This is a genomic window from Paenibacillus rhizolycopersici (assembly GCF_014947195.2).
In the GTDB taxonomy this organism is placed as follows: domain Bacteria; phylum Bacillota; class Bacilli; order Paenibacillales; family Paenibacillaceae; genus Fontibacillus; species Fontibacillus rhizolycopersici.
The window spans coordinates 57,362-79,515 of record NZ_JADCNN020000018.1 but is presented as its reverse complement, the minus strand read 5'-3'; the positions used below and the strand labels follow the sequence as shown (position 1 = coordinate 79,515).

At 54.6% G+C, this 22,154-nt stretch carries 17 protein-coding genes; 4 read left to right on the top strand and 13 right to left on the bottom strand.

Annotation, left to right across the window (positions count from 1 at the left end; all coding sequences use genetic code 11):
• The first annotated feature begins 160 nt into the window (after nt 1-160).
• Together IM700_RS17470 and IM700_RS17465 are read left to right on the top strand one after the other, a co-directional pair.
• Nucleotides 161-1,042, top strand: coding sequence for an ABC transporter ATP-binding protein (locus IM700_RS17470; RefSeq protein ID WP_193418410.1), 882 nt, complete (start codon nt 161-163; stop codon nt 1,040-1,042).
• A gap of 23 nt (nt 1,043-1,065) precedes the next feature.
• A complete protein-coding gene (locus IM700_RS17465) occupies nt 1,066-2,679 on the top strand; it encodes an ABC transporter permease (protein WP_193418412.1) in 1,614 nt (537 codons plus the stop codon).
• A 53-nt stretch (nt 2,680-2,732) separates the two neighbouring features.
• Here the strand turns inward: IM700_RS17465 and IM700_RS17460 are convergent, their stop codons facing one another.
• On the bottom strand, nt 2,733-3,362 hold the full coding sequence (locus IM700_RS17460) for an O-methyltransferase (protein ID WP_193418414.1): 630 nt from the start codon (nt 3,360-3,362) through the stop codon (nt 2,733-2,735).
• 134 nt (nt 3,363-3,496) lie between these two features.
• On the opposite strand from IM700_RS17460, the gene IM700_RS17455 reads away from it, so the two are divergent.
• Nucleotides 3,497-4,642, top strand: a complete 1,146-nt coding sequence (locus IM700_RS17455) for a THUMP domain-containing class I SAM-dependent RNA methyltransferase (RefSeq protein ID WP_155604999.1) — start codon at nt 3,497-3,499, stop codon at nt 4,640-4,642.
• Nucleotides 4,643-4,713: 71 nt separating this feature from the next.
• A complete protein-coding gene (locus IM700_RS17450) occupies nt 4,714-6,762 on the top strand; it encodes an LTA synthase family protein (protein WP_193418416.1) in 2,049 nt (682 codons plus the stop codon).
• Here the strand turns inward: IM700_RS17450 and IM700_RS17445 are convergent.
• The 12 genes from IM700_RS17445 to IM700_RS17390 all read right to left on the bottom strand — a co-directional run bounded on the left by IM700_RS17445 (nt 6,744) and on the right by IM700_RS17390 (nt 22,088).
• Nucleotides 6,744-7,766, bottom strand: coding sequence for a LacI family DNA-binding transcriptional regulator (locus IM700_RS17445; RefSeq protein WP_193418417.1), 1,023 nt, complete (start codon nt 7,764-7,766; stop codon nt 6,744-6,746). The genes IM700_RS17450 and IM700_RS17445 overlap by 19 nt on opposite strands.
• Before the next feature lie 122 nt (nt 7,767-7,888).
• Entirely contained in the window at nt 7,889-8,998 is a 1,110-nt protein-coding gene (locus IM700_RS17440; protein WP_193418419.1) for a glycoside hydrolase family 172 protein, read from the bottom strand.
• Nucleotides 8,999-9,052: 54 nt separating this feature from the next.
• Nucleotides 9,053-9,970 (bottom strand): ribokinase, encoded by a 918-nt coding sequence (gene rbsK / locus IM700_RS17435; protein WP_193418421.1) that lies wholly within the window; start codon nt 9,968-9,970, stop codon nt 9,053-9,055.
• Nucleotides 9,971-9,984: 14 nt separating this feature from the next.
• On the bottom strand, nt 9,985-10,596 hold the full coding sequence (locus IM700_RS17430) for a KpsF/GutQ family sugar-phosphate isomerase (RefSeq protein ID WP_193418423.1): 612 nt from the start codon (nt 10,594-10,596) through the stop codon (nt 9,985-9,987).
• A gap of 289 nt (nt 10,597-10,885) precedes the next feature.
• A complete protein-coding gene (locus IM700_RS23280) occupies nt 10,886-11,698 on the bottom strand; it encodes an ABC transporter permease subunit (protein WP_204801178.1) in 813 nt (270 codons plus the stop codon).
• Between the two features lie 13 nt (nt 11,699-11,711).
• The gene (locus IM700_RS17420; protein WP_204801177.1) at nt 11,712-12,599 is read right to left on the bottom strand and encodes an ABC transporter permease subunit; all 888 of its coding nucleotides are present in this window, start codon (nt 12,597-12,599) and stop codon (nt 11,712-11,714) included.
• Between the two features lie 91 nt (nt 12,600-12,690).
• On the bottom strand, nt 12,691-14,007 hold the full coding sequence (locus IM700_RS17415; RefSeq protein WP_193418426.1) for an ABC transporter substrate-binding protein: 1,317 nt from the start codon (nt 14,005-14,007) through the stop codon (nt 12,691-12,693).
• Between the two features lie 89 nt (nt 14,008-14,096).
• Complete coding sequence (locus IM700_RS17410) at nt 14,097-15,425, bottom strand: ABC transporter substrate-binding protein (RefSeq protein ID WP_193418427.1); 1,329 nt, start codon at nt 15,423-15,425, stop codon at nt 14,097-14,099.
• Entirely contained in the window at nt 15,415-17,001 is a 1,587-nt protein-coding gene (locus IM700_RS17405; protein ID WP_193418428.1) for a response regulator, read from the bottom strand. Before IM700_RS17405 ends, IM700_RS17410 begins: the two co-directional genes overlap by 11 nt.
• Nucleotides 17,002-17,040: 39 nt before the next feature.
• Nucleotides 17,041-18,813 (bottom strand): cache domain-containing sensor histidine kinase, encoded by a 1,773-nt coding sequence (locus tag IM700_RS17400; protein ID WP_193418429.1) that lies wholly within the window; start codon nt 18,811-18,813, stop codon nt 17,041-17,043.
• Nucleotides 18,814-18,976: 163 nt separating this feature from the next.
• On the bottom strand, nt 18,977-20,983 hold the full coding sequence (locus IM700_RS17395) for a glycoside hydrolase family protein (protein ID WP_193418430.1): 2,007 nt from the start codon (nt 20,981-20,983) through the stop codon (nt 18,977-18,979).
• A 22-nt stretch (nt 20,984-21,005) separates the two neighbouring features.
• Complete coding sequence (locus tag IM700_RS17390; protein WP_193418431.1) at nt 21,006-22,088, bottom strand: glycoside hydrolase family 172 protein; 1,083 nt, start codon at nt 22,086-22,088, stop codon at nt 21,006-21,008.
• Nucleotides 22,089-22,154 lie beyond the last annotated feature (66 nt).

Below are 22,154 nucleotides of genomic sequence, written 5' to 3'. Positions count from 1 at the left end.
TTATAACTGAATCTGTAAATGAACTTTGGTTTAAAACAAGGGGATTATCGCAAATATATGAACTATTATAACATTATTAGTTCTTTATTATCCGAAGTTATCCTTGGTATTTAAACTGGAAAGCACGTTACTAAAACTGAGTAGAAGGAGTTTTAGTGCTATGACGGAAATTGTAAAAGTGCAGGGGTTGCAAAAAAAATTCGGGAAATTCAAAGCTTTGCGTGACGTGTCGTTCACGGTAAACGCCGGGGAGGTCGTTGGTTTTATCGGGCCAAACGGTGCGGGGAAATCAACCACGATTCGCACTTTGCTTGGCATCATTAATCGTGACGCCGGAGAGGCTAGCATCTTTGGCAAAGATGTTTGGAACGATAGCCTCGAGATTCATAAACGAATTTCTTATGTTCCGGGAGATGTGGCTCTTTGGGGCAGCCTCACCGGCGGCGAAATCATCGATTTATTTATTAAATTGCACGGCGGCGGAGACAAAAATAAGCGCGATTATTTGATTAAGCGTTTTGAGTTGGATCCTAAGAAGAAGGCAAAGGGCTATTCCAAAGGGAACCGACAAAAAGTTGGCTTGATTGCGGCTTTGTCCGTCGATTCCGATTTGTATATTTTCGATGAACCGACTTCCGGTTTGGATCCGTTGATGGAAGCAGTCTTCCAAGAAGAAGTCGAGAAAATCAAACAAGCAGGAAAAGCCATCTTGCTGTCCTCTCATATATTGAGCGAAGTGGAACGACTAGCCGATAAAGTCGTGATCATCCGCCAAGGCAAAGTGGTTGAAACCGGAACATTGGACGAATTGCGTCACTTAACCCGTTCTACGGTCACGATGGTAACCGAAGGCGATGTGGCCCGGATGGCTTCCATTAACGGGGTCCATGATTTCAAGCAAACCGGGAATCAAGCGACCTTCTCTGCGGATAATGCATTTATCAATGATATTTTGTCCGAAGCGGCAAAATTGGGCGTCAAGAAGTTCGAATCGGTGCCGCCTACGCTTGAAGACTTATTCATGCGTCATTACGAAGTCTAAGAGCGGGAACGGAGGATACGATCATGCAGGAGAAATTTGCACGTTGGGACACCTTATTTATTCAATATTTGAAACGGGATTGGAAAAAAATCGGGGTTTGGATTATGGGGTTAGGCTTGTTTTCGGCTGCTTATATCCCGGCTTTTGAAGAAATCGGAAAAGGGCAAGGCTTGCAGGGAATGTACGAGACCTTACAAAATCCGGCGATGATTTCTATGGTTGGTCCGACACCGGTTGAGACCGCGGCGGATTACACTTTAGGTGCCATGTATGCGCACGAAATGTTGTTATTCTGCGGTTTGTTCGCGATGATTATCGCCGCTTTGCATGTGGTAAGCCACACGCGCAAAGAGGAGGATTTGGGACTCACGGAGCTTGTCCGCTCCTTCCGAGTAGGTCGACAAGCCAATTCTTTTGCGGTGATTTCCGAAGTCGTCATTATTAATATGATACTAGCTCTCGTCATTGGCGGAATCATGACCAGCTTTGGCGTAGACACCATTTCGGCCGGAGGATCCTTTTTGTTTGGCGCATCCATCGGGATGGCAGGGATCCTAGGGGCGGTGATTGCCTTGGTTATGGCGCAAATTATGCCGACCTCATCCGCCGCAACGGGAGCATCGCTCGGGATTGTAGGCTTGCTTTATATTTTTCGAGCCGGAACGGATGTGTCGAACGCCGACTTCTCTATGATCAATCCGATGGGTTGGACTTATCTGACTTATCCATTTACGGAGAACAATTGGGTACCTCTCATTTTGGCCGTGGCCTTCAGCATCATTGTCGTGATCATCGCTTTTGTCCTTGAAGGCCGTCGGGATATGGGGGCCGGTTTTTTACCCGAACGTGAAGGTCGGGAGTCGGCAAAAAAATCATTGCTGTCCGTCCCTGGCTTGTTTACCAAGCTGAACAAAGGCGTAATGATCAGTTGGCTGATTGCTTTCGTCGTCATGGGCGCAGCTTATGGTTCGATTTACGGAGATATGCAGACCTTCCTTGAAAGCAATGAAATCATGAGCCAAATGTTTACGATTTCCGGCGTTTCCATCGAAGAAGCCTTCACCGGGACCATTATGATGGTCATGATCGGATTGGTTTCCATTTTGCCGATCGCCATCGTGAACAAACTTTTCGCGGAGGAATCGCGGCTGCATTTAAGCCAACTTTATGCGACAAAAGTGACGCGGGCTAAGCTCTATTGGACGAATGTCATTTTGGCCATCGTTGCCGGAATCATTGGCATTTTGCTGGCTACAAGCGGACTTGGCGGAACGGCCATTTCTGCCATGGGCGACAGCTCAACGATGGATATGGGAGATTTCTTTGCCTCAGGCTATAATTTCCTGCCATCCGTGTTGTTCTTTACCGGACTTGCCGCTTTGGCTTTAGGTTGGGCGCCAAGACTTGGCAAAGCCGTTTATGCTTATCTTGGTTATTCCTTTGCTTTAAACTACTTTGGCGGCATTTTGGATTTGCCGGAATGGTTCTCGAAAACCGCGGTCCAAAGCTGGATCCCTCGGATGCCGGTAGATCCGTTCGATGCGGCAACCTTTATTTCGCTCTCGGCAATCAGCATTGCCATGATGGGAGTTGGCTATTTGGGATACCGTAAGCGGGATATGGTTGAAGGAGCTTAGACGTCAAAAAATAAGACGGGTCACTTGATTCTTGTCAAATGACCCGTCTTTCTTTATTTCACCATCGCCAGCGCCAGTCCGTCATACGCCGGCAGCAGCGTGCTAATCAGCCGCTCGTCCCGGGCGATCGTCTCGTTGAACCTGCGCATCGCCTGCACCGACGGCCCGTTTTTGTCCTCGTTCAGGGTCCGTCCGCGCAGCAGGATATTGTCGCCGGCAATCAGCGCTCCCGGATTCGCCAGTTTGATGGCGTATTCGAGATAGTTCGGGTAATTTTCCTTGTCTGCATCGATAAAAAAGAAATCAAACCGTTCCCCCCGCTGCTCCAGGGTCTGCAAACTATCGAGCGCAGGTCCAACCATGTACCCCGCAACCTGCTCAAATCCGGCTTCGTGCAAGTTGGCCCGAGCCAGCTCGGCGTTCTCCTCCTTCAACTCCAGCGACAGGAGCCGCCCGTCCGCAGGCAATCCCCGCGCCAGACAAATGCCGCTATACCCGCCCAACGCACCGATTTCCAGCACGGCTTTGGCACCGGCCAGCTTGACCAGCAGCGTCAGCAGCCGACCGTACCCCGGTGCGATCGACACGTCCCGCATCCCGCTGTCCGCGATGGATTGGGTCACCCGCTCCAGCACCTCGTCCTTGGCATATAGTTCATCACCGTATTGTTCCGGTGTCAGCATCTCGATCTTCCTTTCATCCGTTCATTCCTTGATAAGAACCGTTTGTAACTTACAGAACATTGGCCTATACTGAATTGTATGGTTTTTCCGTTATTCTCACAAGTCTATGCGAAGCTGGAGTGATTGACGTAATTATGGCTGGACCTTTGCAATTGATCGCAACCGCCCCAATGGGCCTGGAAGCCGTGGTGGCGCGCGAATTAAAAGAATTGGGTTATGAAGACACGGTCGTGGAAAACGGGAGGGTTCATTTTACCGGGGATCTGATCGACATCTGCCGATGCAACTTGTGGCTGAGAACTTCCGACCGGGTGCTCATCAAAATGGGTGAGTTTACCGCTGTTACGTTTGATGAGCTGTTCGAGGGCACCAAAGCGCTGCCTTGGCAGGACTTTATTCCGGTTGACGGGGAATTCCCCGTGGAAGGCCGTTCCCACAAATCGCAACTCAGCAGCGTACCGGCTTGCCAGGGGATCGTCAAGAAGGCGATCGTCGACAAGCTGCAGCAAGCGTATCATACGGAGTGGTTTGAAGAAACCGGACCGCGTTACGTAATTGAAGTGATTTTGCTGAACGACAAAGCGTTGTTGACGCTCGACACCACCGGCCCGGCGCTGCATAAACGCGGCTACCGCAAGCACGCGACGGAAGCGCCGCTGAAGGAGACGATGGCGGCGGCGATGATCCTGCTGAGCCGTTGGAACCAAAACCCGGCGCGTCCGTTCTACGATCCCTGCTGTGGATCGGGCACGCTGCCGATCGAGGCGGCGATGATCGCCTGGAACATCGCGCCGGGCCTGCGGCGCACGTTTAACTCTGAGCGCTGGCCTGTCGTGCCGGAGGAGCTGTGGCAGCAGGCGCGCGACGAGGCGATCGACGCGGTGCGGGACGACGTGCCGCTGAACATTACCGGCAGCGATATCGATCCGGAGGCGATCGAGATCGCCAAAGCCGCTGCTAAGAGCGCCGGGTTAGCGAACGAAATCAAGTTCGCTTGTCTGCCTGCGGTGAGGGTCCAGCCGGAAGGCGATTACGGCGTGATGATGACGAATCCGCCCTACGGGGAGCGGATTGGCGAAGAGAAGGAAGTGCGCAAGCTGATCGCCCAACTTGGGAGAGTTATGGCCGGGTTACCGACATGGTCCTTCTTCGCGCTCACTCCGACTAAGCAGTTCGAGCACGATTTCCAGCGCAAAGCGGACAAGCGCCGCAAGCTGTTTAACGGGCGTATCGAATGCCAATATTTGCAGTACCTCGGGCCCCTTCCTCCGCGCCATTAAACGTGGAGGGAGGGTCTCTCCCTTTTTTTATACATGCAACCGCAAGCAAGGAAAGGAGCTGACACTACGTCATGCTGCGTCTGACCTCGAATCGCGGCCTCGGCAGCCGCTTTTTCGTCTATATTTGGTTTATCGCCGCGGTCTTCATGAAACTCTACGTTCTTCATGGTAACCTGCACGCCCGTTATATTGACATGAACCTGCTGGACGATCTGATAGCCATCGGTTCGATTATGCTCGTATCGTTCTGGACTTTATGGCTCCCCCCACGTGGAAGAGGGATCGCTTTAGGAATATTGAACGTGCTGCTCACCGCGCTAATCTTTGCCGATTTGGTCTACTATCGGTATTTCGGCGATTTTTTGACGGTACCCGTGCTGCTGCAAGCCGGACAAGTCGGGGAACTCGGCGGCAGCATCCGAGAGTTGATCCATCTCGCTGATCTGTGGCTCATCGTCGATTGGGCCGCTTGGGCCGCAGTGAAAATTATGCTACGGTTCACGCGAGGGGGCAGTAGCCGCCGCCAGGGTCAGCTTCACAACTCGTTTGGAGGTCGGTCCTCCAGCCTCAACTTTGGCGGAGCCTCCTTCTCCCCCGTTTCCTTCGGTTCGGGAAGCCGGAGAAGCGGCGGACGCCGGTTCGGACGCCTTTTTTCCGGGATTGGCGTCTTTCTGCTTGGTTTTGTTTTGACGATGGGACCGATTCGTTTCTATACTCAGACCTGGGCCGTTGGGTTGTTCGAAAACAACTGGTGGAACGTCTCCTTATACAACGTGACCGGCTTGCTTGGATTTCACTATTATGACGCCAGCCGCTACCTCAAGGAACATCTCGGAAGCGGACAACAGGTCAACGCCGAGGAGCGGGACGAAATCCGTCAGTGGTTTAACGAGGCCAGCCAACGCCGCCAATCGGACAATGACCTGTTTGGGGCATATGCTGGGAGCAATGTCATTGTCATTCAGGCCGAGGCCTTCATGAATTTCACGATCGGTAAAACAATCGGCGGCCAAGAAATCACGCCGAATTTCAACAAACTGATGGACGAAAGTTTATATTTCTCGAACTACTATCATCAAACGGGTCAAGGACGAACTTCGGATGCAGACTTCTCCTCGAATAGCTCGCTGCACCCCCTGCCGACGGGGTCGGTCGCGGTCCGTTACCCGAATCATGCGTTCGACATGCTCCCGCAGATTCTGAAGTCGCAAGCCGGTTATACGGCTGAGGCTTATCATGCGTATGAAGGCAGCTTCTGGAATCGCAACAATATGTATCAAGCGATGGGGTATGATCGGTTCTACAGTAAAAAAGACTTCCAGCTGGACGAACCCCTGGGCTGGTCGTTGGGGGACAAATCTTTTTTTCGGCAGTCGTTAGAGGTGATGTCTCAGGAGAAGCAGCCCTTTTATTCCTTCCTGATCACATTATCCAGCCATCATCCGTATTCGCTGCCGGCCTCCATACAGGAGCTGGACACTGGCGAGTTTGAAGGCACGATCTTCGGTGATTATTTGCAAGCCGTGCATTACGTGGACGCGGCGCTTGGAGAGTTCGTAGAGGGCTTGAAGCGGGAAGGACTGTGGGATCGTACGATTTTGGCATTTTACGGGGACCATGACAATTCGATCACCGACAAAGCGGGGTATGAGCAGTTCCTTGGCAAAACGCTGAGCGATTTAGACATGCACCAGATCATGAGTCAGGTGCCATTGCTCATTCATCTGCCTGACGGTGGACATGCCGGCGTCTATCCGGAACCCGCCGGACAGCTTGATCTGACGCCGTCGCTGCTGCATTTGCTGGGCATTGCCACGGATTCCTACTACATGATGGGCAATAACCTGTTTGCCTCCACCGGGCCCGACCGCCCAGCGGACCGTCTGGTCGTTCTGCGTTCCGGCGCCTTTACGGACGGCAAGCTGTACTACATTCCGTCCGCCGACAACCTGTTCACGAACGGCACCTGTTACGATTTGTCCAGCCGTACGCCTGCCGAGATCGAACCGTGCCGGGCTCCCCACGAGGAAGCCATGAAGCGCCTGCGGATCTCCGACGAAGTGATCGCTACCAATCTGATTGCGGACTTCCGCAAGGAAGATCAAGGGGTGAGGCGGTGAGAAACACTTGAATCGCGGACAACCAGCTCAGGGAGCAGTTTGACATTTTCGATGGGCTGGTTGTACCCGTTCATGCGGCGAACTAGCATTTCTGCCGCCGTCCGTCCGATTTCCTCTGCCTGGAGGGATACCGAAGTTAATTTAGGATAAGTGCGGGACGATAGGCTCAAATTATCCATTCCGGCGAGTAGCAAGTCTTCGGGGACGCGAATCTGTTTCTCTTCACAGGCCCGCAGGAAGCCGTATGCCATCAGGTCATTGGCGCAGATAATAGCCTCTGGCAGCAAATGGCTGCCGTCGAACAGGGATAGGCCAGCCAAATATCCACCTTGCTCGGTATAGTCGCTTTCTCGAATCCATTCGGCGCGCAGCGAAAGCTTTGCCTCCTGCAGTCCATCACGGTAGCCTTCGTAGCGTTCACGGCCGGTTTGTTCTTGCAAACGGCCTCCTACATACCCGATGCGGCGAATGCCTTGACTCGCGAAGTGGCGTACCACTTCTTTGATCCCCTCCTGCGTATCGACCCAGACATAATGGAAGTGATCCTTTCCAACCGGCGAAATATATTTGTTCGTTAGCACGACCGGCGCTTGGAGGCGATTCAGCAGATCGATATTTTCCTCGCAAAAATGGAAAGAGACCATGATCATGCCGTCGGCGTATTTTTCCCGCAGTAGTTGGATCGCCCGTTTCTCTTCGTCAAGCCGATTCTTCGTATCCATCAGAATCAGCAAATAACCGTACGGGTCCAGCACATCGTTGATCCCCTGGATCATATCGAAATAAAAAGGATTGCACATATCCGGAACTGTAAACAATACTTTGTTGGACACCCGCGTTTTCAGCATTTTTGCCGATTGGTCAGGGGCGTAATCCATCTCTTCTGCCGCCTGCATGACCCGCTTCCGGGTTTCTTCCTTACAGTACCCTCGGCCAGACAAGGCGCGCGATACAGTTGACGGGGAGATGCCCAGTTTTTCCGCGATATCGTAAATTGTCGCCAAATGATCATCCCATTCTATGAAATCGCTATCAACACTTACTCCTATTCTAGAATAGAACCCCTCATTGAATCAATCGACGGGTTACACAAACAAGCGGCCATCCCTACGGATGGCCGCGATGTTTATGGATTTGGGTGGGCAAATTGCTGTCGATTTGATTCCTCGTCGAACGGCAGGATGTCCGGCAGTGGCATGCGGTCTTTAACCTTCGGCATAGGCGCAAACGGCAAATGCGGCTCGGATTGGTACCAATAGGCCGTGGACGAGAGATCGTCGCTGCGGTGGTTGTTGTGCCCGTGTTCGATGGTTACTTTGATGCTTTCGTCGAACATGACCGGGTCTTGAATATGGTAACGATACACGGAAATTTTCCCGCTCCAGTTAGGTCCTCCGCCAAGAATGATGCCGTGATACGGCGTGCATACCTCCTGCTGCGGGCACCAGGCCGTATTGAAGTAATCCTCCGTTCCCGTTCCGTGCAGGGAAGGCGGCCACGACTCGCCGTCGATAAAGATCATGTCGTCGCCTTCGCCGTACCAGTTCCACTCCCGGGTCTCCCGCAGGTTGTGGATGTTCAAATTGCAGCCGACGTAATGGCCTTTGCCTTGAGCCTCCAAGATGATGTAGTTGCCGTCCCCGGTCGTGTTTTTGCCGCCGAATTCAAATAACGCGTTGTCAATATCCTTGTCGGGAATCCCTTCCGTTGGACAATCGCGATGCCATTTGGCATGAAAGCGCAGTTCATCTGCCGGCAAGCTTTCATACTCTTCGTAATCGACATAAAAATAAAACTTGATCGTCTGCTCTGCTTCACTTTCCACGGTGATCCGCGCTCCGGAAGCAAAAGGCATCGGAAAATAGCTGATGAATGCCTTCCCGTCCTCCGGGCTCATCATCAGGCAGGCGGAGGTATAGTTTCTTGTAATCCCATGGCCGAGGCCAAAGAAATCGCCGATCGGCGCTTCCACGCTAGGTTCGGTTTCGTCGTCCCAATACATGCGCAACACGATTTTGCGCGGCAGGAACGTTTCTTCCACCGGAGCATCGGTCGCCATCGTCATCCAGACATGCTTGATGCAACCCGCACCGGGGATCCTGCAAATTTCGACGTTGTCCCCGGGTTTAATGCTGAAGTAGTCCTTGTTGCCTCCCGAGCGGTCGTAGCTGGACGCACGCTTGCTTTTGCCTTGACGCTTGCGGGAGAGACTTGACAAATTTTGCACGATCTCCATGTTGTGATCCCTGCCTTTATAAGTTTGGTCAGCCGATATCGGCTATGCAAGTTGCTAGATTCTGCTTTTGAGAAAAGCCTCCACTTCCTCACGGCGGGGCAGCGAAGGAATCGCCCCTCGCTGGGTGACGGTCAATGCGCCTACCGCGTTAGCGAACCGCACGGCTTGCGGGACCGAAGCACCGCGCAGCAACTCTACAGCCAGGGCTCCGTTAAACGAGTCGCCGGCCGCCACCGTATCGACCGGCTTCACCGGGAAGCCTTCCACGCTCGTAAAGCCATCGCGGCCGGCGATCAACGCGCCTTTTTCCGCGAGCGTCACGATGACATAGCTTACTCCGCGATCCAACAGCATTTGCGCGCCTCGCCGGACGTTCTCGAGCGAATCGGCAGGTATGCCTGTCAGTAAACTCAGTTCGCTTTCGTTCGGCGTCAAATACGTAACCTTGCGCAACAGCTCATCACTCAGCGTCCGCGCCGGGGCTGGGTTCAGGATGCAAGGCACGCCATACTTCCGGGCCAGCTCCGCGGCTTGCTCGATGACGGAAATATCCATTTCCAGCTGCATTACGAGCATTTGCGCATTTCGAATGAGCGGCTCCAGCCCCCGAGTCTCCTCCGGCGTAAACTGAAGGTTGGCTCCTGGGACGACGATAATGCGATTTTGTCCGTTGCCGTCCAGAACGATCGAACCGACGCCGGTTGGCGCATGCGCATCGGTCAAGATATGACCGATATCGATCCCCTCTCGCTCCAGCACCGTTCTCATCTCTTCGCCGAACGGGTCGTTGCCGAGCTTGCCCGCCATCGCCACTGAAGCACCGAGCCGGGCGGCCGCGACCGCCTGGTTGGCTCCTTTGCCTCCCGGGAACCGATCGAAGCTGTTGCCGATAATCGTTTCCCCGCTTTCCGGAGCCCGGTTGGCCCCGATGACGAGATCCATCATGAAGCTGCCGATCACCATAATGCCCATGCTTGCGCTCCTCCTTACGAATGGACGTCCGAACCTGTGTTTTTCCGGGACAGTTGGTCACCCAGGCTACCTCCGGGGTGAAACAGATGGAAACTTTCCTGAGTGAAGCCTTTCACTTTGCATAATGTAACGACCAAGGCGTCGCCGACGGCCAGTTGCAGGAGGGCGCTCGTGGTCGGCGCCAGTCCGAGATGATCGGCTTCCCGCTCGTAGTTGTAGGACAAAACGGCGTTACAACGACGGCCTAGCGTGGAATTATGGTTTTTGGTGATCGCGATGCAAGGCGAGCCGATTTTTTCAATGATGCCGAGTACGTTCAACACCTCGGCCGTTTCGCCGCTATTGGACAGCAGGATCACCACGTCTTTCTTTTCGATCATCCCGCTGTCGCCGTGTACCGCTTCGGCGGAATGGACGAAAAATGCTGGCGTGCCCGTACTGGAAAAGGAAGCCGCAATTTTTTTGCCAATATGGCCCGACTTGCCGATCCCTGTGACGACGACCTTGCCTCTGCAGTCTTTCAGCATTTCGACGGCCTTCACATATTCTTCGTTGACGTTTTGGCTGGTCAGATAAAGCGCGTGGGCTTCGTTCTCCAGCGCCTCTCGCACCCATTGATCGATCATAGTATCTTTGCTCCTTTCATCTAACAGAATCGAAAACCTTCTCCTGCCGGTTATGGAAGGTCCATCCCCGTAATCCGGTGCTTTGCAGCATTATCCCGTTTGTTCAGGCCTTGAAGCCGCGAATAGCACAACCCCGGGAACGAAACGATCGGGCGGAGAAATTTATTCCCTCGTGTTCCCTCGCTCCGCTTGATCTCCCTTACTCAAAGGGATAATCGTGCAAAGGAACTTACAGCGATTTGCATGGTCTCTTTAATCAAGGTTCAAAAGCCGGGTTATCAGCACTGTCTTACTTAATACCGGTCATTTTAATGCCTTCGACGAGATAGCGCTGAGCCATAAAGAACAACAGCAGCGTCGGCAACGCGGCGATCACCGCGGCGGCCAGCACCACGTTCCACGGCGTGTAATACCCGCCACCGACGAGGTTGGCAAGCTGTTGCTGCACCACCCACAGCGATTCGTGCTGCGTGATGATCAGCGGCCACAAATACGCGTTCCAGTTGGCGACGAAGAACCCAATCGTCAGCGGGATAATGATCGAACGCGACAGCGGCAGCGCGATCCGGAAAAACGTTCCGGCCACCGATAAGCCTTCGATATAAGCCGCTTCCTCCAGTTCTTTCGGAAAATCGCGGTAAAACTGCCGGAACAGGAAAATTCCGTAGGCATTAAAAATCGACGGTATGATCAATCCGGCATAAGAGTCCAGCATGCCGAAGCTTTTCGTAATCAGGTAGAGCGGGATCGTAATCACCGCAAACGGCACCATCAGCGTGCTTAACATCCAGGCGAAAATATACTTCCGCCCGGGAAAACGCAAGCGGGCTAAAGCATATCCCGACATCGCGTGAAACAGCATGGCGACGACGGTAACGGTGATGCTGACGACCAGCGAGTTGCCGATCGAACGCAGCAGATGCGTCGTTTGGATCGCTTCGGTAAAATTGCTCCACGCCAGTTCCATGGGAACCCACGTCACGTCGAGCACGTTCTCCTCCGACCGCAAGGAGCTGATCACGAGCAGGTAAATCGGAAACACCATCACTAGTCCCAACAGGACGGCGATCACATTCTGCGGCATTCGCTTCCATGTTCTCACTTGGGTCACCTCCTTAATCTTTGGCGGAAAACAGCTTCATTTGGACGAGGGACAAACAAAAGATAAGCAGGAACAGGACGAATGCCAGCGCCGACGAGTATCCCATGTTCAATAGCTGGAACCCCTGCTTGAAAATATAGACGACGCTCACCTCCGTGCTGCTCGCCGGCCCGCCTTTGGTCATGACCATGATTTGGTCGAAGACCTGGAACGAGCCGATCGTCGTCACGATAAGGATAAACGTATTGGTTTCTTTGAGCAGCGGAAACGTAATCCTCCGGAAAATCTGCCAGCGCGAAGCCCCGTCGATCGTGGCGGCTTCGTAATAATCCCTGGGGATTTCCTTAATCGCCGACAGGAAAATAATCATGTTATAACCGACGTTGATCCACAGCAGGATCGCAACAATGCTGTACAGCGCCTGCCCAGGAGAGCCGAGGAATTGCTGCGGCTGACCGCCAAAGAACTTGATCACCTCATTAACGATACCGTTGCGCGGATCGAGCATGTACATGCCAATGATCGCGGAAATGACCGAAGTAATGGCATAAGGAATCAAAAACAACGTCCGAGCCGTCGAGACGGTTTTGCCTCTGAGCGCGTTCAGCATCACCGCCGAACCAAGCGATAGACAAAACAGCAGCGGAACGTAGACGACGGTAAACTGCAGCGTTTTTCCGACGGAGTGCCACCAGTCCGCATCCTTGGACAAGCTGACGTAGTTATCAAAGCCGATGAACTTCATCGGGTTCAACGCGTCCCAATCATGCAAGCTGACGTAGAACGCGTAAACGATCGGTAAAAAGACGAAGATGAACAAGCCCAACAGATCGGGCAACAAAAAACAGTAGGCCGTGATTCTTTCCTGCCATAATCTAGTACGCCATTTGCGCGGAATCACTTCAACCCCTCCTCCAAAGAAGATTCGGGGGAGGCGAGCAACCGGTAAGCGACACCCGCCCAGCCCCCAATCCGACATATGCCTAGTTTCTTTATTTCATTGCTTCGTTGATTTTGGCGTCGGCGTCTTTGGCGGCTTCCGCCCCTGTTTTGTTGCCGAACATGACTTGCGTCATCGCATCGCCGATCGCTTCGACGACGTCCGGGTTATACACCGGCTCCGGAATGGCCGATTCATAAATTTCGTTCGTGTACACTTGGCGCAAGCCTTTGTTGTAGATTTCCTTACCGGCTTCCACTACCGATTGGCGGGCAGGGTAAGCGAACTTCGTTTCCGTCGCCCATTTCAGCGGACGGGACGTGTCGGCGTCGGCAAAGGCCCACATGACGAACTTAGCGGCTTCCTCCAAGTTTTTGCTCTTAGCGTTCACGGCGAATTTCCAGCCTCCAGCCGTCGTTACTGATTTGCCCCCGTCAGGAATCGGCAATGGAGCGAGCTTGATCGGAACATCGCCATAGACATCCTCGATCCGGCTGACTGCCCAGGTTCCGCAAATTTGCATGGCTGCCGTCAGCTTGCCCAAATTATCGATCTCCCAAGGGCCGTACTGCAGCTTGGAAGGCGATAGTTTCTCCTGGAAGAACGTGCCCCAGAAATCGAGCGCTTTCGCCGTCTCCGGCGAATTGAACGCCGACGTCTTCCCGTCGTCCGCCAGCACCTTGCCTCCAGCTTGCCATAGGAACGGATAGAAGTTGAAGTTGAAGTAGGCGCCCTTGTCCGGAGGCAGCACGAGACCGGCCACTTTGTCCGTCGTCAGCTTACGGGCGGCTTCCAGCAGCTCATCCCACGTTTTGGGCACTTCGACGCCGGCTTGCTTCAGCATGTCTTCGTTGTAATAAAGGCCCAGAAGCTCCATCTCGTAAGGCAAAGCCAAAATTTTGCCGTCCACCGTTACCGCATCCAGCGCGGAAGGAAGGAAGTCCTCTTTGATCCCTTCCGGGAAGTACGGCGACAAATCGGCCAGATACCCGGAATTGGAGAATTTCATGAAGTCGCCGGGGCTGATCATGTAAATGTCGGGACCATTGCCGCCGGAAAAGGCGATCGGCAGTTTCGTCGAGGTATAATCAGCTTGATTGTAGGTGGAGTATTCGATTTCCACGTTCGATTGTGAAGCGTTGTACGCTTTGACGAGATCTTGAAAATACTTCTGCTCGGCTTCGGTGTGCATATCCCAGAATTGCAGCTTGACCTTTTCCTTCGTCCCTCCGCCATTTGCGGCTGGAGCTCCGTTCGAACCGGCATTTTCCGCCTGATTGTTCGATCCGCCCGAGCCGCAGCCGGCCAGGAGAAGGAGTAAAAGCGCCATGAGAGCGGGCAAAACGATCTTCCAACGAGTCTTCTTCATCTCTTATGAATCCCCTTTCATTTGTGGTCGACTTCAGTATAGTCGCCGGGGATTCATGCTCGTAACGGGAAATAATTTCGGAGGGTGGATTATTTTTCGCTGTCCGTCAGGTAGTCGGTAATTTGCCGATAGGTGCTGGCAGCAAGATCATCGGGCAGCGCTCCACCGTACAGCAGACGCTGGAGCGAATCCGTGAAAATGCCGCTGATTTCCGCTGGATACTGTGGCTCCTGCCGCTCCGTACCGTAAATCTGCTCCGTGAACACCTGGCGCAAGCCTTTTTGGTACAATTCACCGCCCGCTTCCATAACCGATTTGCGTGGGGAATAGGCAAACTTGACCTCACTGACCCACTTCAGCGGAAGTTCCGGTTCGCCGGCAAACGCCCACATCACGAATTTCTTGGCCTCGTCCGCGTTTTTGCTGAAATGGTTCACGCCAATCTTCCACCCTCCGGCGATCGTGACCGGCTGTCCTCCGTCAGGCACGGGAAGCGGAACGACGCCGATCGGTTTGTCGGCGTAAATCGTCTCCAGCATGCGGATATTCCAGGTGCCGCTGACCTGCATCGCCGTTTCGCCGCTGGCTAGGATGCCGATGTCCGTCGTTGGGCGGGACGGGTGCATATTCAGCAGTCCCCGATCCGCCATGTCGCGGAAGAACCGGAACATCTTGTCGGCGCCGGGAGCATCCAATCCCGAGGTCCGACCGTCTTCCGACACCAAATCCGCCCCGATCTGCCACAAAAAAGGGAGCCAGGCGAAATTTTGATACACGCTTTGGAACGTCTCCATCGTCAGCCCGCTGACGCCCGGCGACTTCAACGCCTGAGCCGCTGCTTCCAATTCCGCCCAAGTCGCCGGCGGTCGAATCCCTTTCTCGCGGAACATCGCTTCGTTGTAGTACAAGCCCAGCAGCTCCGTTTCGAACGGCACCGCGTAAATTTGCCCGCCCAGCGTTACCGATTCCAGCGCCGCATCGTTGAAATCCTGCCGGATCTCCGGCGAGAATTCCGCGGTAAGCGGCTCCAGAATCCCAGCATTCTCGAACCGCCGGATCGTTCCCGGGGATACGAAAAACACGTCCGGCCCATGCCCCGAAGCAAACGAAGCCAGCAGCTTGCTATCAGTAAAGTAGTCGTCGCTCGAGATGAAATCGACCTGGATTTCCACGTTTGGATGCTCTCGCGTATATTGCTCGCCCAGCCATTTCCAGAACTCGAACTCTTGGCCGGTATGAAAGCTCAGCAGATGCAGGACGATCCGGTCCGGGTCGGCCTGCGTGACTTCCGGATGATCCAGCAAAATATCAAGGTCCCCGCGTTCCGCCGCAGGCTGCGGCGACGTCCGGCAAGCGGTAAGCAGCAGCGTTACGGCCATGATCGGCAGCAGCCAACGCCAAATCACCCTACTTTTCATCGTCCTCGTCCTTCCGGTAGAAAAATTGCCGATACTCTCCCGGCGTCACGCCCTCCGTTTTTTTGAACAGCCGCGAGAAGTATTTCACGTCCTGATACCCGACCATTTCCGAAATGTTATACAGCTTCAGATCAGGGTCCATCATCAGGTTTTTCGCCTTATCCATCCGAAACTGGGTCAAATACTCGATTAACGACATCCCCATCTCCTGCTTGAAAAAGGAGCTGAAATAACTGCTGCTCATGCCTGCCTTGCCGGCCACGTCGTTCAGCGAAATATCCTGCATGTAGTGGCGATGGATAAAGCCGACCGCCGTTTCCAGCGTCCGGTTGTGCTTCTGCTGCTTTTTCCATTCCGCCTTGTCGATCGCAGCCGCCGTCAGCTCATCGACGAACCGGATGAACTCGTCGGCGGAGAAATTCACCTGAAACCATTCGTAAGGCTTAAGCTCATCTTGGAAGACCAGCGCGGTGATTCTCTGCTCGTGCACATAGCGAACGACGGAGGATAACAACTGAAGGCAATACCCGTGAAAGACCGGGTAAACGACGTTTTGCTCCAGTACCGTGCCGACGAAGCGGCGCAGCGTTTCCCGCGCCCGCGCGCCGTCTCCTTCGCGAAGCGCTAACACGAGCGCCTCGTCCAGTTCGCTCGGATAGCCGGGGGCGTTCCCGTTTCCTTCCGTGTTCGCCAATTCCCCATGCTCATGCACGAGACCGCTCCCGTAAATCCAACGGTTCAACAACGCTTCGCGCGCTTCAGCAAAGGCGTGGGGCAGCTCGGCGAATTCGCCCGCGCGGCCGCTGATCCCCACCGAAATGGAGATCCGCACCCAACGGCGAACCTCATAAATCATCGATTCATAAACGTCCCTTGGATAAGGCCCGCCGAGCAGCAGAAAATAGATTTGCGACGCGCTCGCAAACAAAAACCGGCTGCCCAGACCCTCCCGGTTTTGCAGAATTTCGTACGCGACATTCCGTACGGCAAACACCACCAGCTGACGGTCTCCCCATTGGTCTTCGGTCACCAGCTCGTCGAAATCCTCAATATCGATCGCGATGACGCAATAATTCTTGACGCCTTCGGGTAGTTGGCCGCGCAGCCGGTCCAGATGGTCGGCGGAGTCCTCGATGCCTAGCAGCCAATCCTTCCACAACTTGGCGTAGTGGAAGTCGGCGGAAATCGCCGAAGCGCCGGTTACTGGCTTGCTGATTTCTTTTTTCAAACGACCGAGCAGATCACGAACTTCATCCGGTTTCAGCGGCTTGAGCAAATAGTCGAATGCCCCGAACCGGATGGCGGTTTTGGCGTATTCGAAGTAACCGTACCCCGACAAAATGACGACCTGAACCGGATATTCCCGCAGCACGTTCAGCAAGTCCAAACCATTCATGTTCGGCATACGGATATCAGTAATCACGAGATCGGGCATATCCCTGCGCACGAGCTCCAGCGCTTCGTTTCCGTTCTTGGCTTGGCCCACGACCTTCCATTCGGCGTCCAGGGCGGGAATCAGCTTGGTGAGTCCGCTGCGGACCTTCGGCTCATCGTCGACGATCAATGCTTTATACATGTCATATCCCCCTGTTTGATTGATCTAGGTTTCGCCTTATCAAGCGATTGCCGGAATGACGATCGTAATCGTCGTTCCTTGCCCGTAAACGGAATTGACCTGAACGCCGAACTCCGGCCCGTATTCCAGCTTCAGACGGTCGTTCAGGTTATACATCCCGATGCCGTGCACCAACCGATCGCGAATCATCTGCAGCTTTTCCTCGGAAATCCCGATGCCGTTATCCTGGATGCGGATCAAGATGGCCCGGCCGTCCTCTTGCAGCGCCATCGACACATCAATGCGCCCGCCCGATTCCATCTCCTCCATCCCGTGTAAAATGGAGTTTTCCAGGTAGGGCTGTAGCAGCAGGCGTGGCACTTTATAGCCGTAAATGGACGGATCGACGTCAAACCCGATTTCGAACCGTTCCTCAAACCGCATCTCTTGCAAATAGGCGTAATTCCTTGCCCATTTCAGTTCCTCTTCGATCGTGACCAGCGGAGCGCCCGGCCGGATCGCGTAACGCATGATATCGCTCAGCGACGTAATCATGCCGCTGATCTCCGGCTGTTCCTTTTCGATCGCGATCCAGTTCATCGCGTCCAGCGTGTTGTAGACGAAGTGGGGATTGATCTGCGCTTGCAGCGCTTTGACCTCCGCTTCTTTTTCCTGTTCGGAGATGACCTTCACTTCGTGGATCAAGTCGTTGATCCGGCTGCTCATGCTGTTGAAAGAGCTTTGCAGCAACCCGATTTCGTCCTCCGACTGCGCCTGTAGTCGATATTCGAAATTGTCTTTCTGGATCCGTTTCATCGCCACCGCCATCTGGCGGATCGGTTTGGTGATGTAGTGGGTCGTCAGCCAGGCCAGCAGCACGAATAACAACGCGAAGACGCATAACGTAACGATAAAAAAACGCTTCAGCGAACCTGATTCTTGCCCAACGTCCGACTGTGGGATTAACGAAAAATAGTACCAGCCATTGTAGTCGGAGCGCTCCATGCCGATGCGGTAAGGCTTCCCGTTCAAGTCCTGCCGGGATAACGCGTCCCCGCTTGCGACCATCTCCTTGAAAAAGGCCTGATCCGCAAGCTTTAGCCGGTAGGCCTCGTCGTTGCCGTGCCATACGATGTTCCCGTCGCCGTCCGCGATCAAAATGACGCCCTGCGGACTCACGCTGACGCCTTTCACGATGCGATCCAGCGCGGAAATTTTGACGTTCATCATCAGCACGCCGATATTTTGCAAGGAATCCGTCACGTCTTTTACCAGCATGCCTGCCGGGATGTAGTAGGTCGAGTAGTTGAAATAGTTATTCGCGGGCATTTCGTACGTCGGCAGCCACGTAATTTGCCCCGCCCTCGCCTCGACAGCCCCCGTCCATTCGGGATGCCGCTCCAGGATCGGCCGGAACACGCCGGAGCCCTTGATGTCGGCAAAATACATCGCCCCATTCCTCGCGAGCAGGTAAATCGAGTCGATGTCCTCCTTGCCGCGCAGCGAATCGCGCAGAAACCGATTGACCTTGTCTTCGGCGTTCGGCTGGACCCCTTTCGAATTTCGGCCGTCCATCCGGCTAAGCTGCTCGATGAGCGGCCCGTTGTCGTAAATCGCGAGCATGCGGTTTTCAATCTCCGACAGCAGCTGGTCAACGTTGCTCCGGACCAGATGAAGCGACTGCAGCGCTTCGCGGTCGGCCCGCTCGGCAGCGAAATTGCTGGAGCTCCGGTAGAAAATAAATCCGGCAAACACCAGCGGCGTCAAAATAAACAGCACAAGCATCAGCATCAGCTTGTTCCGGAGTTTGGCGTTTTTGAGCCTAGTCCACATCAGGGCGTTTCTCCTCCAGTCATAAAGCGCTTACATGATGGGAATTCCAAATTGTGGGATCGATTGCAGATCTCTAACCAAAGTATACGACCCCGTTTCCGTTTCGGCAAAAGAAATCGGATTCATCCCTGAAATTCCCGGTTTCAGCCGCCCCATTCCAGCCTCAAATGTCCAATTCCGGATGATGCGCTTTGATTCGCAAGTAACTTTCCGCCGCTGCCCCGTTGCCCCAATCGAAAATCGTAAACTCGCCCATCCCGACTCCCTGCTCGTTCACCTCCCCTCCATGCCCGTAGTTTTCCATCATAAAACCGTAATCCCGTTCCCCGAAAAAAGGAAACGCTTCCTCCCATTGCGCTTTCGTCTTCGGATTTTCCGGGCAATACATCATGACGAAGGAGGCCTTAAGCGCGGCCAGCCCGCGTTCGAGATATTCGGTTCTGCCCAGCTCGCGGCCATACTCCAGAATCAGCTCGGCGAACAGGCTTTGCCGGGAATCGTTCCATTCGCCGTCGGCGTTCATGACCCCGAATCCTCCCAATACATCGACATGCAGGTACGGGGGCTGCCAAGAGGCTTGCGTCATCAGCATTTCGTCCAGACATCGCTCCCCTGTCGCTAAATAATGCGGTTCCCCGGTACGTCGGAAGCATTCGAGAAACGCCTCCGCCGCCCAAAACATCGATAAATTGCACTGCTTATACATATTGTTGCGCGCATACTTCCGGCCGACATGATCCTTGCCGCCAAACCCCGAGCAGGACCAGTACGTTTCGAAATCTTCCCAGCGCCCCTCGGGCACCACCTGCTCCGCGACCGTCTTCGCTGCCTGCAGCGCGGTTTGAGTATAGCGGGCCTGGCCGGTCATTTCGCCAAGCTGGAGCAAAAACGTGACGGTAACCGCCGTTTCCGGCGAATCACGCAACGCTTCAAGCGGTTCCAGGGTATGCCAATCCAGCCAAGCGGAAAAAAAACCAAGCGCATCCTGAAGCGCGATCAACGCGTCCCCGTAACGAACGGCATAGGCCAACAACCGCGGGTCCCGCTCCAGCTCCCCGTACCACCGGAGCATCCATAGCGCCGTCCAGCTCATATCAGCGATATGATAAGGCGCCTCTTTGATCCGTCTGTCCGACAGCGGATTGCGGTCGGAATTTCCCCAATACGCAGTGTCCCAACCTTTGGAGCGGCGGACAAGCGCGCCTCCGAGTTGGACCTGCTCCATCTCCGTGGCGATCACCGACGGAAAAAAACCACCGCGCTGCGGGGCGGACAACGCCAGCTCCTTCGTCAATCTGGCCCGCCGGATCAGGTCCGAGTCATTCTGTTCCCGGCCATAACGGAACACGCCCGCTGCTGAGCGAAGCGAACTGAACCACGCCTGATTCCAGATGGAGCGGGTTTCCCGTTCGCTTGCCGGTCCGGGGAAGTTCGGGCTTTGCGTAACGTTGACGATGAACGCCGGGGCCCCTACCCGGGTCCCGTTCAGCTCGAACTCCTGCCACACCTGCCGTTCCCAATGCTCGAACGCCCAACGGTACGCGTGACACACGAACGATTCCAGCGGCGCGGTTAAGGGAGCCCCAGTCCGGTAAAGCGGCGCCCCCCACCGCTCCCAAAGGAACCGCAAGACCGTTCGCCACGGGTTGGTCAGCGCCTCCGGCGCATCGCTGACCATCAGGTAAAAGCCAACCTTCACGCTGCCTGCGGCGTAACTAGCTCCGGGCTTTCTTTCGTAAAGCACGTGTTCCTTTACCCGGCTTTCGCCCATGCCCAGCACAAGCTCGTTTCGGGAAGCGTCATTATCCATGTACCAGCGGACCTGCGTCCCTTCTCCCAGCACGTCGAGGTCGGGAATCAGCGCCAGCATCCGCCGGTTATCCCGGACGATCAACGCCGGAGAGCGGAAGCTGTGCTGATCGATCACATGGCAGTCGGTCGGGGTCAAATGGGGCGCCCAATGGAAAGAGGGGGCAAAGGCCGGTATGACCTTTACCCTCCAATCATCCTGCCGGACCGGACGATCCAGGCGAAACGTCAGCCCAAATCGGTACACGCCGGGTTCCGGCTCGCTGCCATTTACCTCCGGCTCCTTACCCCCGATGAAATCGTACGCGATTGACGCTACGAATTCCGACAGGTCCGGGCCGAGCGAGATGTTGCCTAGCATGTCATTCCCTCCTTGGATTCGCTTAAATGACTTCCAGCCCGTCGTTATCCGGTAGCTGCGGATAAGCCGCATGTGGCTCCGATTGATACCAATAGCTAACGGAGGCGATGTCGTCCTGCAGCGGTAAATACCGGCCGCCGGAACGCCAACCGAGCGCCTGAATCGTGACGCGCAGATCGCTTTCGAACCGGATCGGGTCCATCACGTGCCAGCGATACATGCCGAAGCGCTGCTGGCTCCGGTACAAGCCGTCCGGCTTAATGATCTGATGGAGACCTAAGTAAGCCGTAGAAAAGGAGGCGTATTCTCCTTTCGGCTGCTCGAAATTCCATGCACCGCCGAAGTAATCTTCCGTGCCCGTGCCGCAAATGGTCGGATACTCCTGATCCCCGTCCATGTAGAACTTGATCTCCCCTTCGCCCCACCAACCGTTGTTGTTCACCTGCCAAGCCAGATAAGTGCCCACGTAGTGGCCTTTTCCGCGGACGCCGTCCAACAGCACGTGCACGTCCTTATAGCGAAGCGGATTACTTCTACTCCATTGGGCATGGAAATAAGCGGCATCGTCCGGGACCTCAGTCAAGGTGTAATCGATTTGATAATACAAGACGACCGACGACCCCATCCGGTTTTCGACCGTGATTTTGGCTTTTTGTCGGAACGGCATCACCCAATAGCTGTTCATCCCGCCGGCTGGGTTCACCGCTACCGGCAGCGAGTTGACGTTGCTGCGCTCGCACCAGCCGTTGCAGAAGAAATCGCCCAGTGGCGTTTCCACGCTCGGCTCGCTCTCGCCGTCCCAGTATATCCGTAAAATCAGATGTCGCCAGCTGTCCGGGAAGCAGGTCAGCCAAATATGCTGAATCGCTCCCGGCCCGTCGATGTCCGCTACCGTAAAGGTCTGCCCCGGCGCGATGTTCACCGACGGCGATATTTTCCAGCCCTGGCCGAGGTCGCGGGCGCATTCCGCCCCCGTGCCTTCGGTGGCCATGCCGCCTTGGCCTTTGGTGCCGGTAAAATTCTCCGCGCTGATCGAGCGCGTCTTCGCCGGCGACATCCGGTACAAGTTGCCTAATCCTAGATCTAGTCCGTTAAATGGGTTCATGGTCATCTCTCTCCTTGTTAGATGTTGTTCAATCGAAAATAGCGGAACTTTAGGGTCTTAATTCCC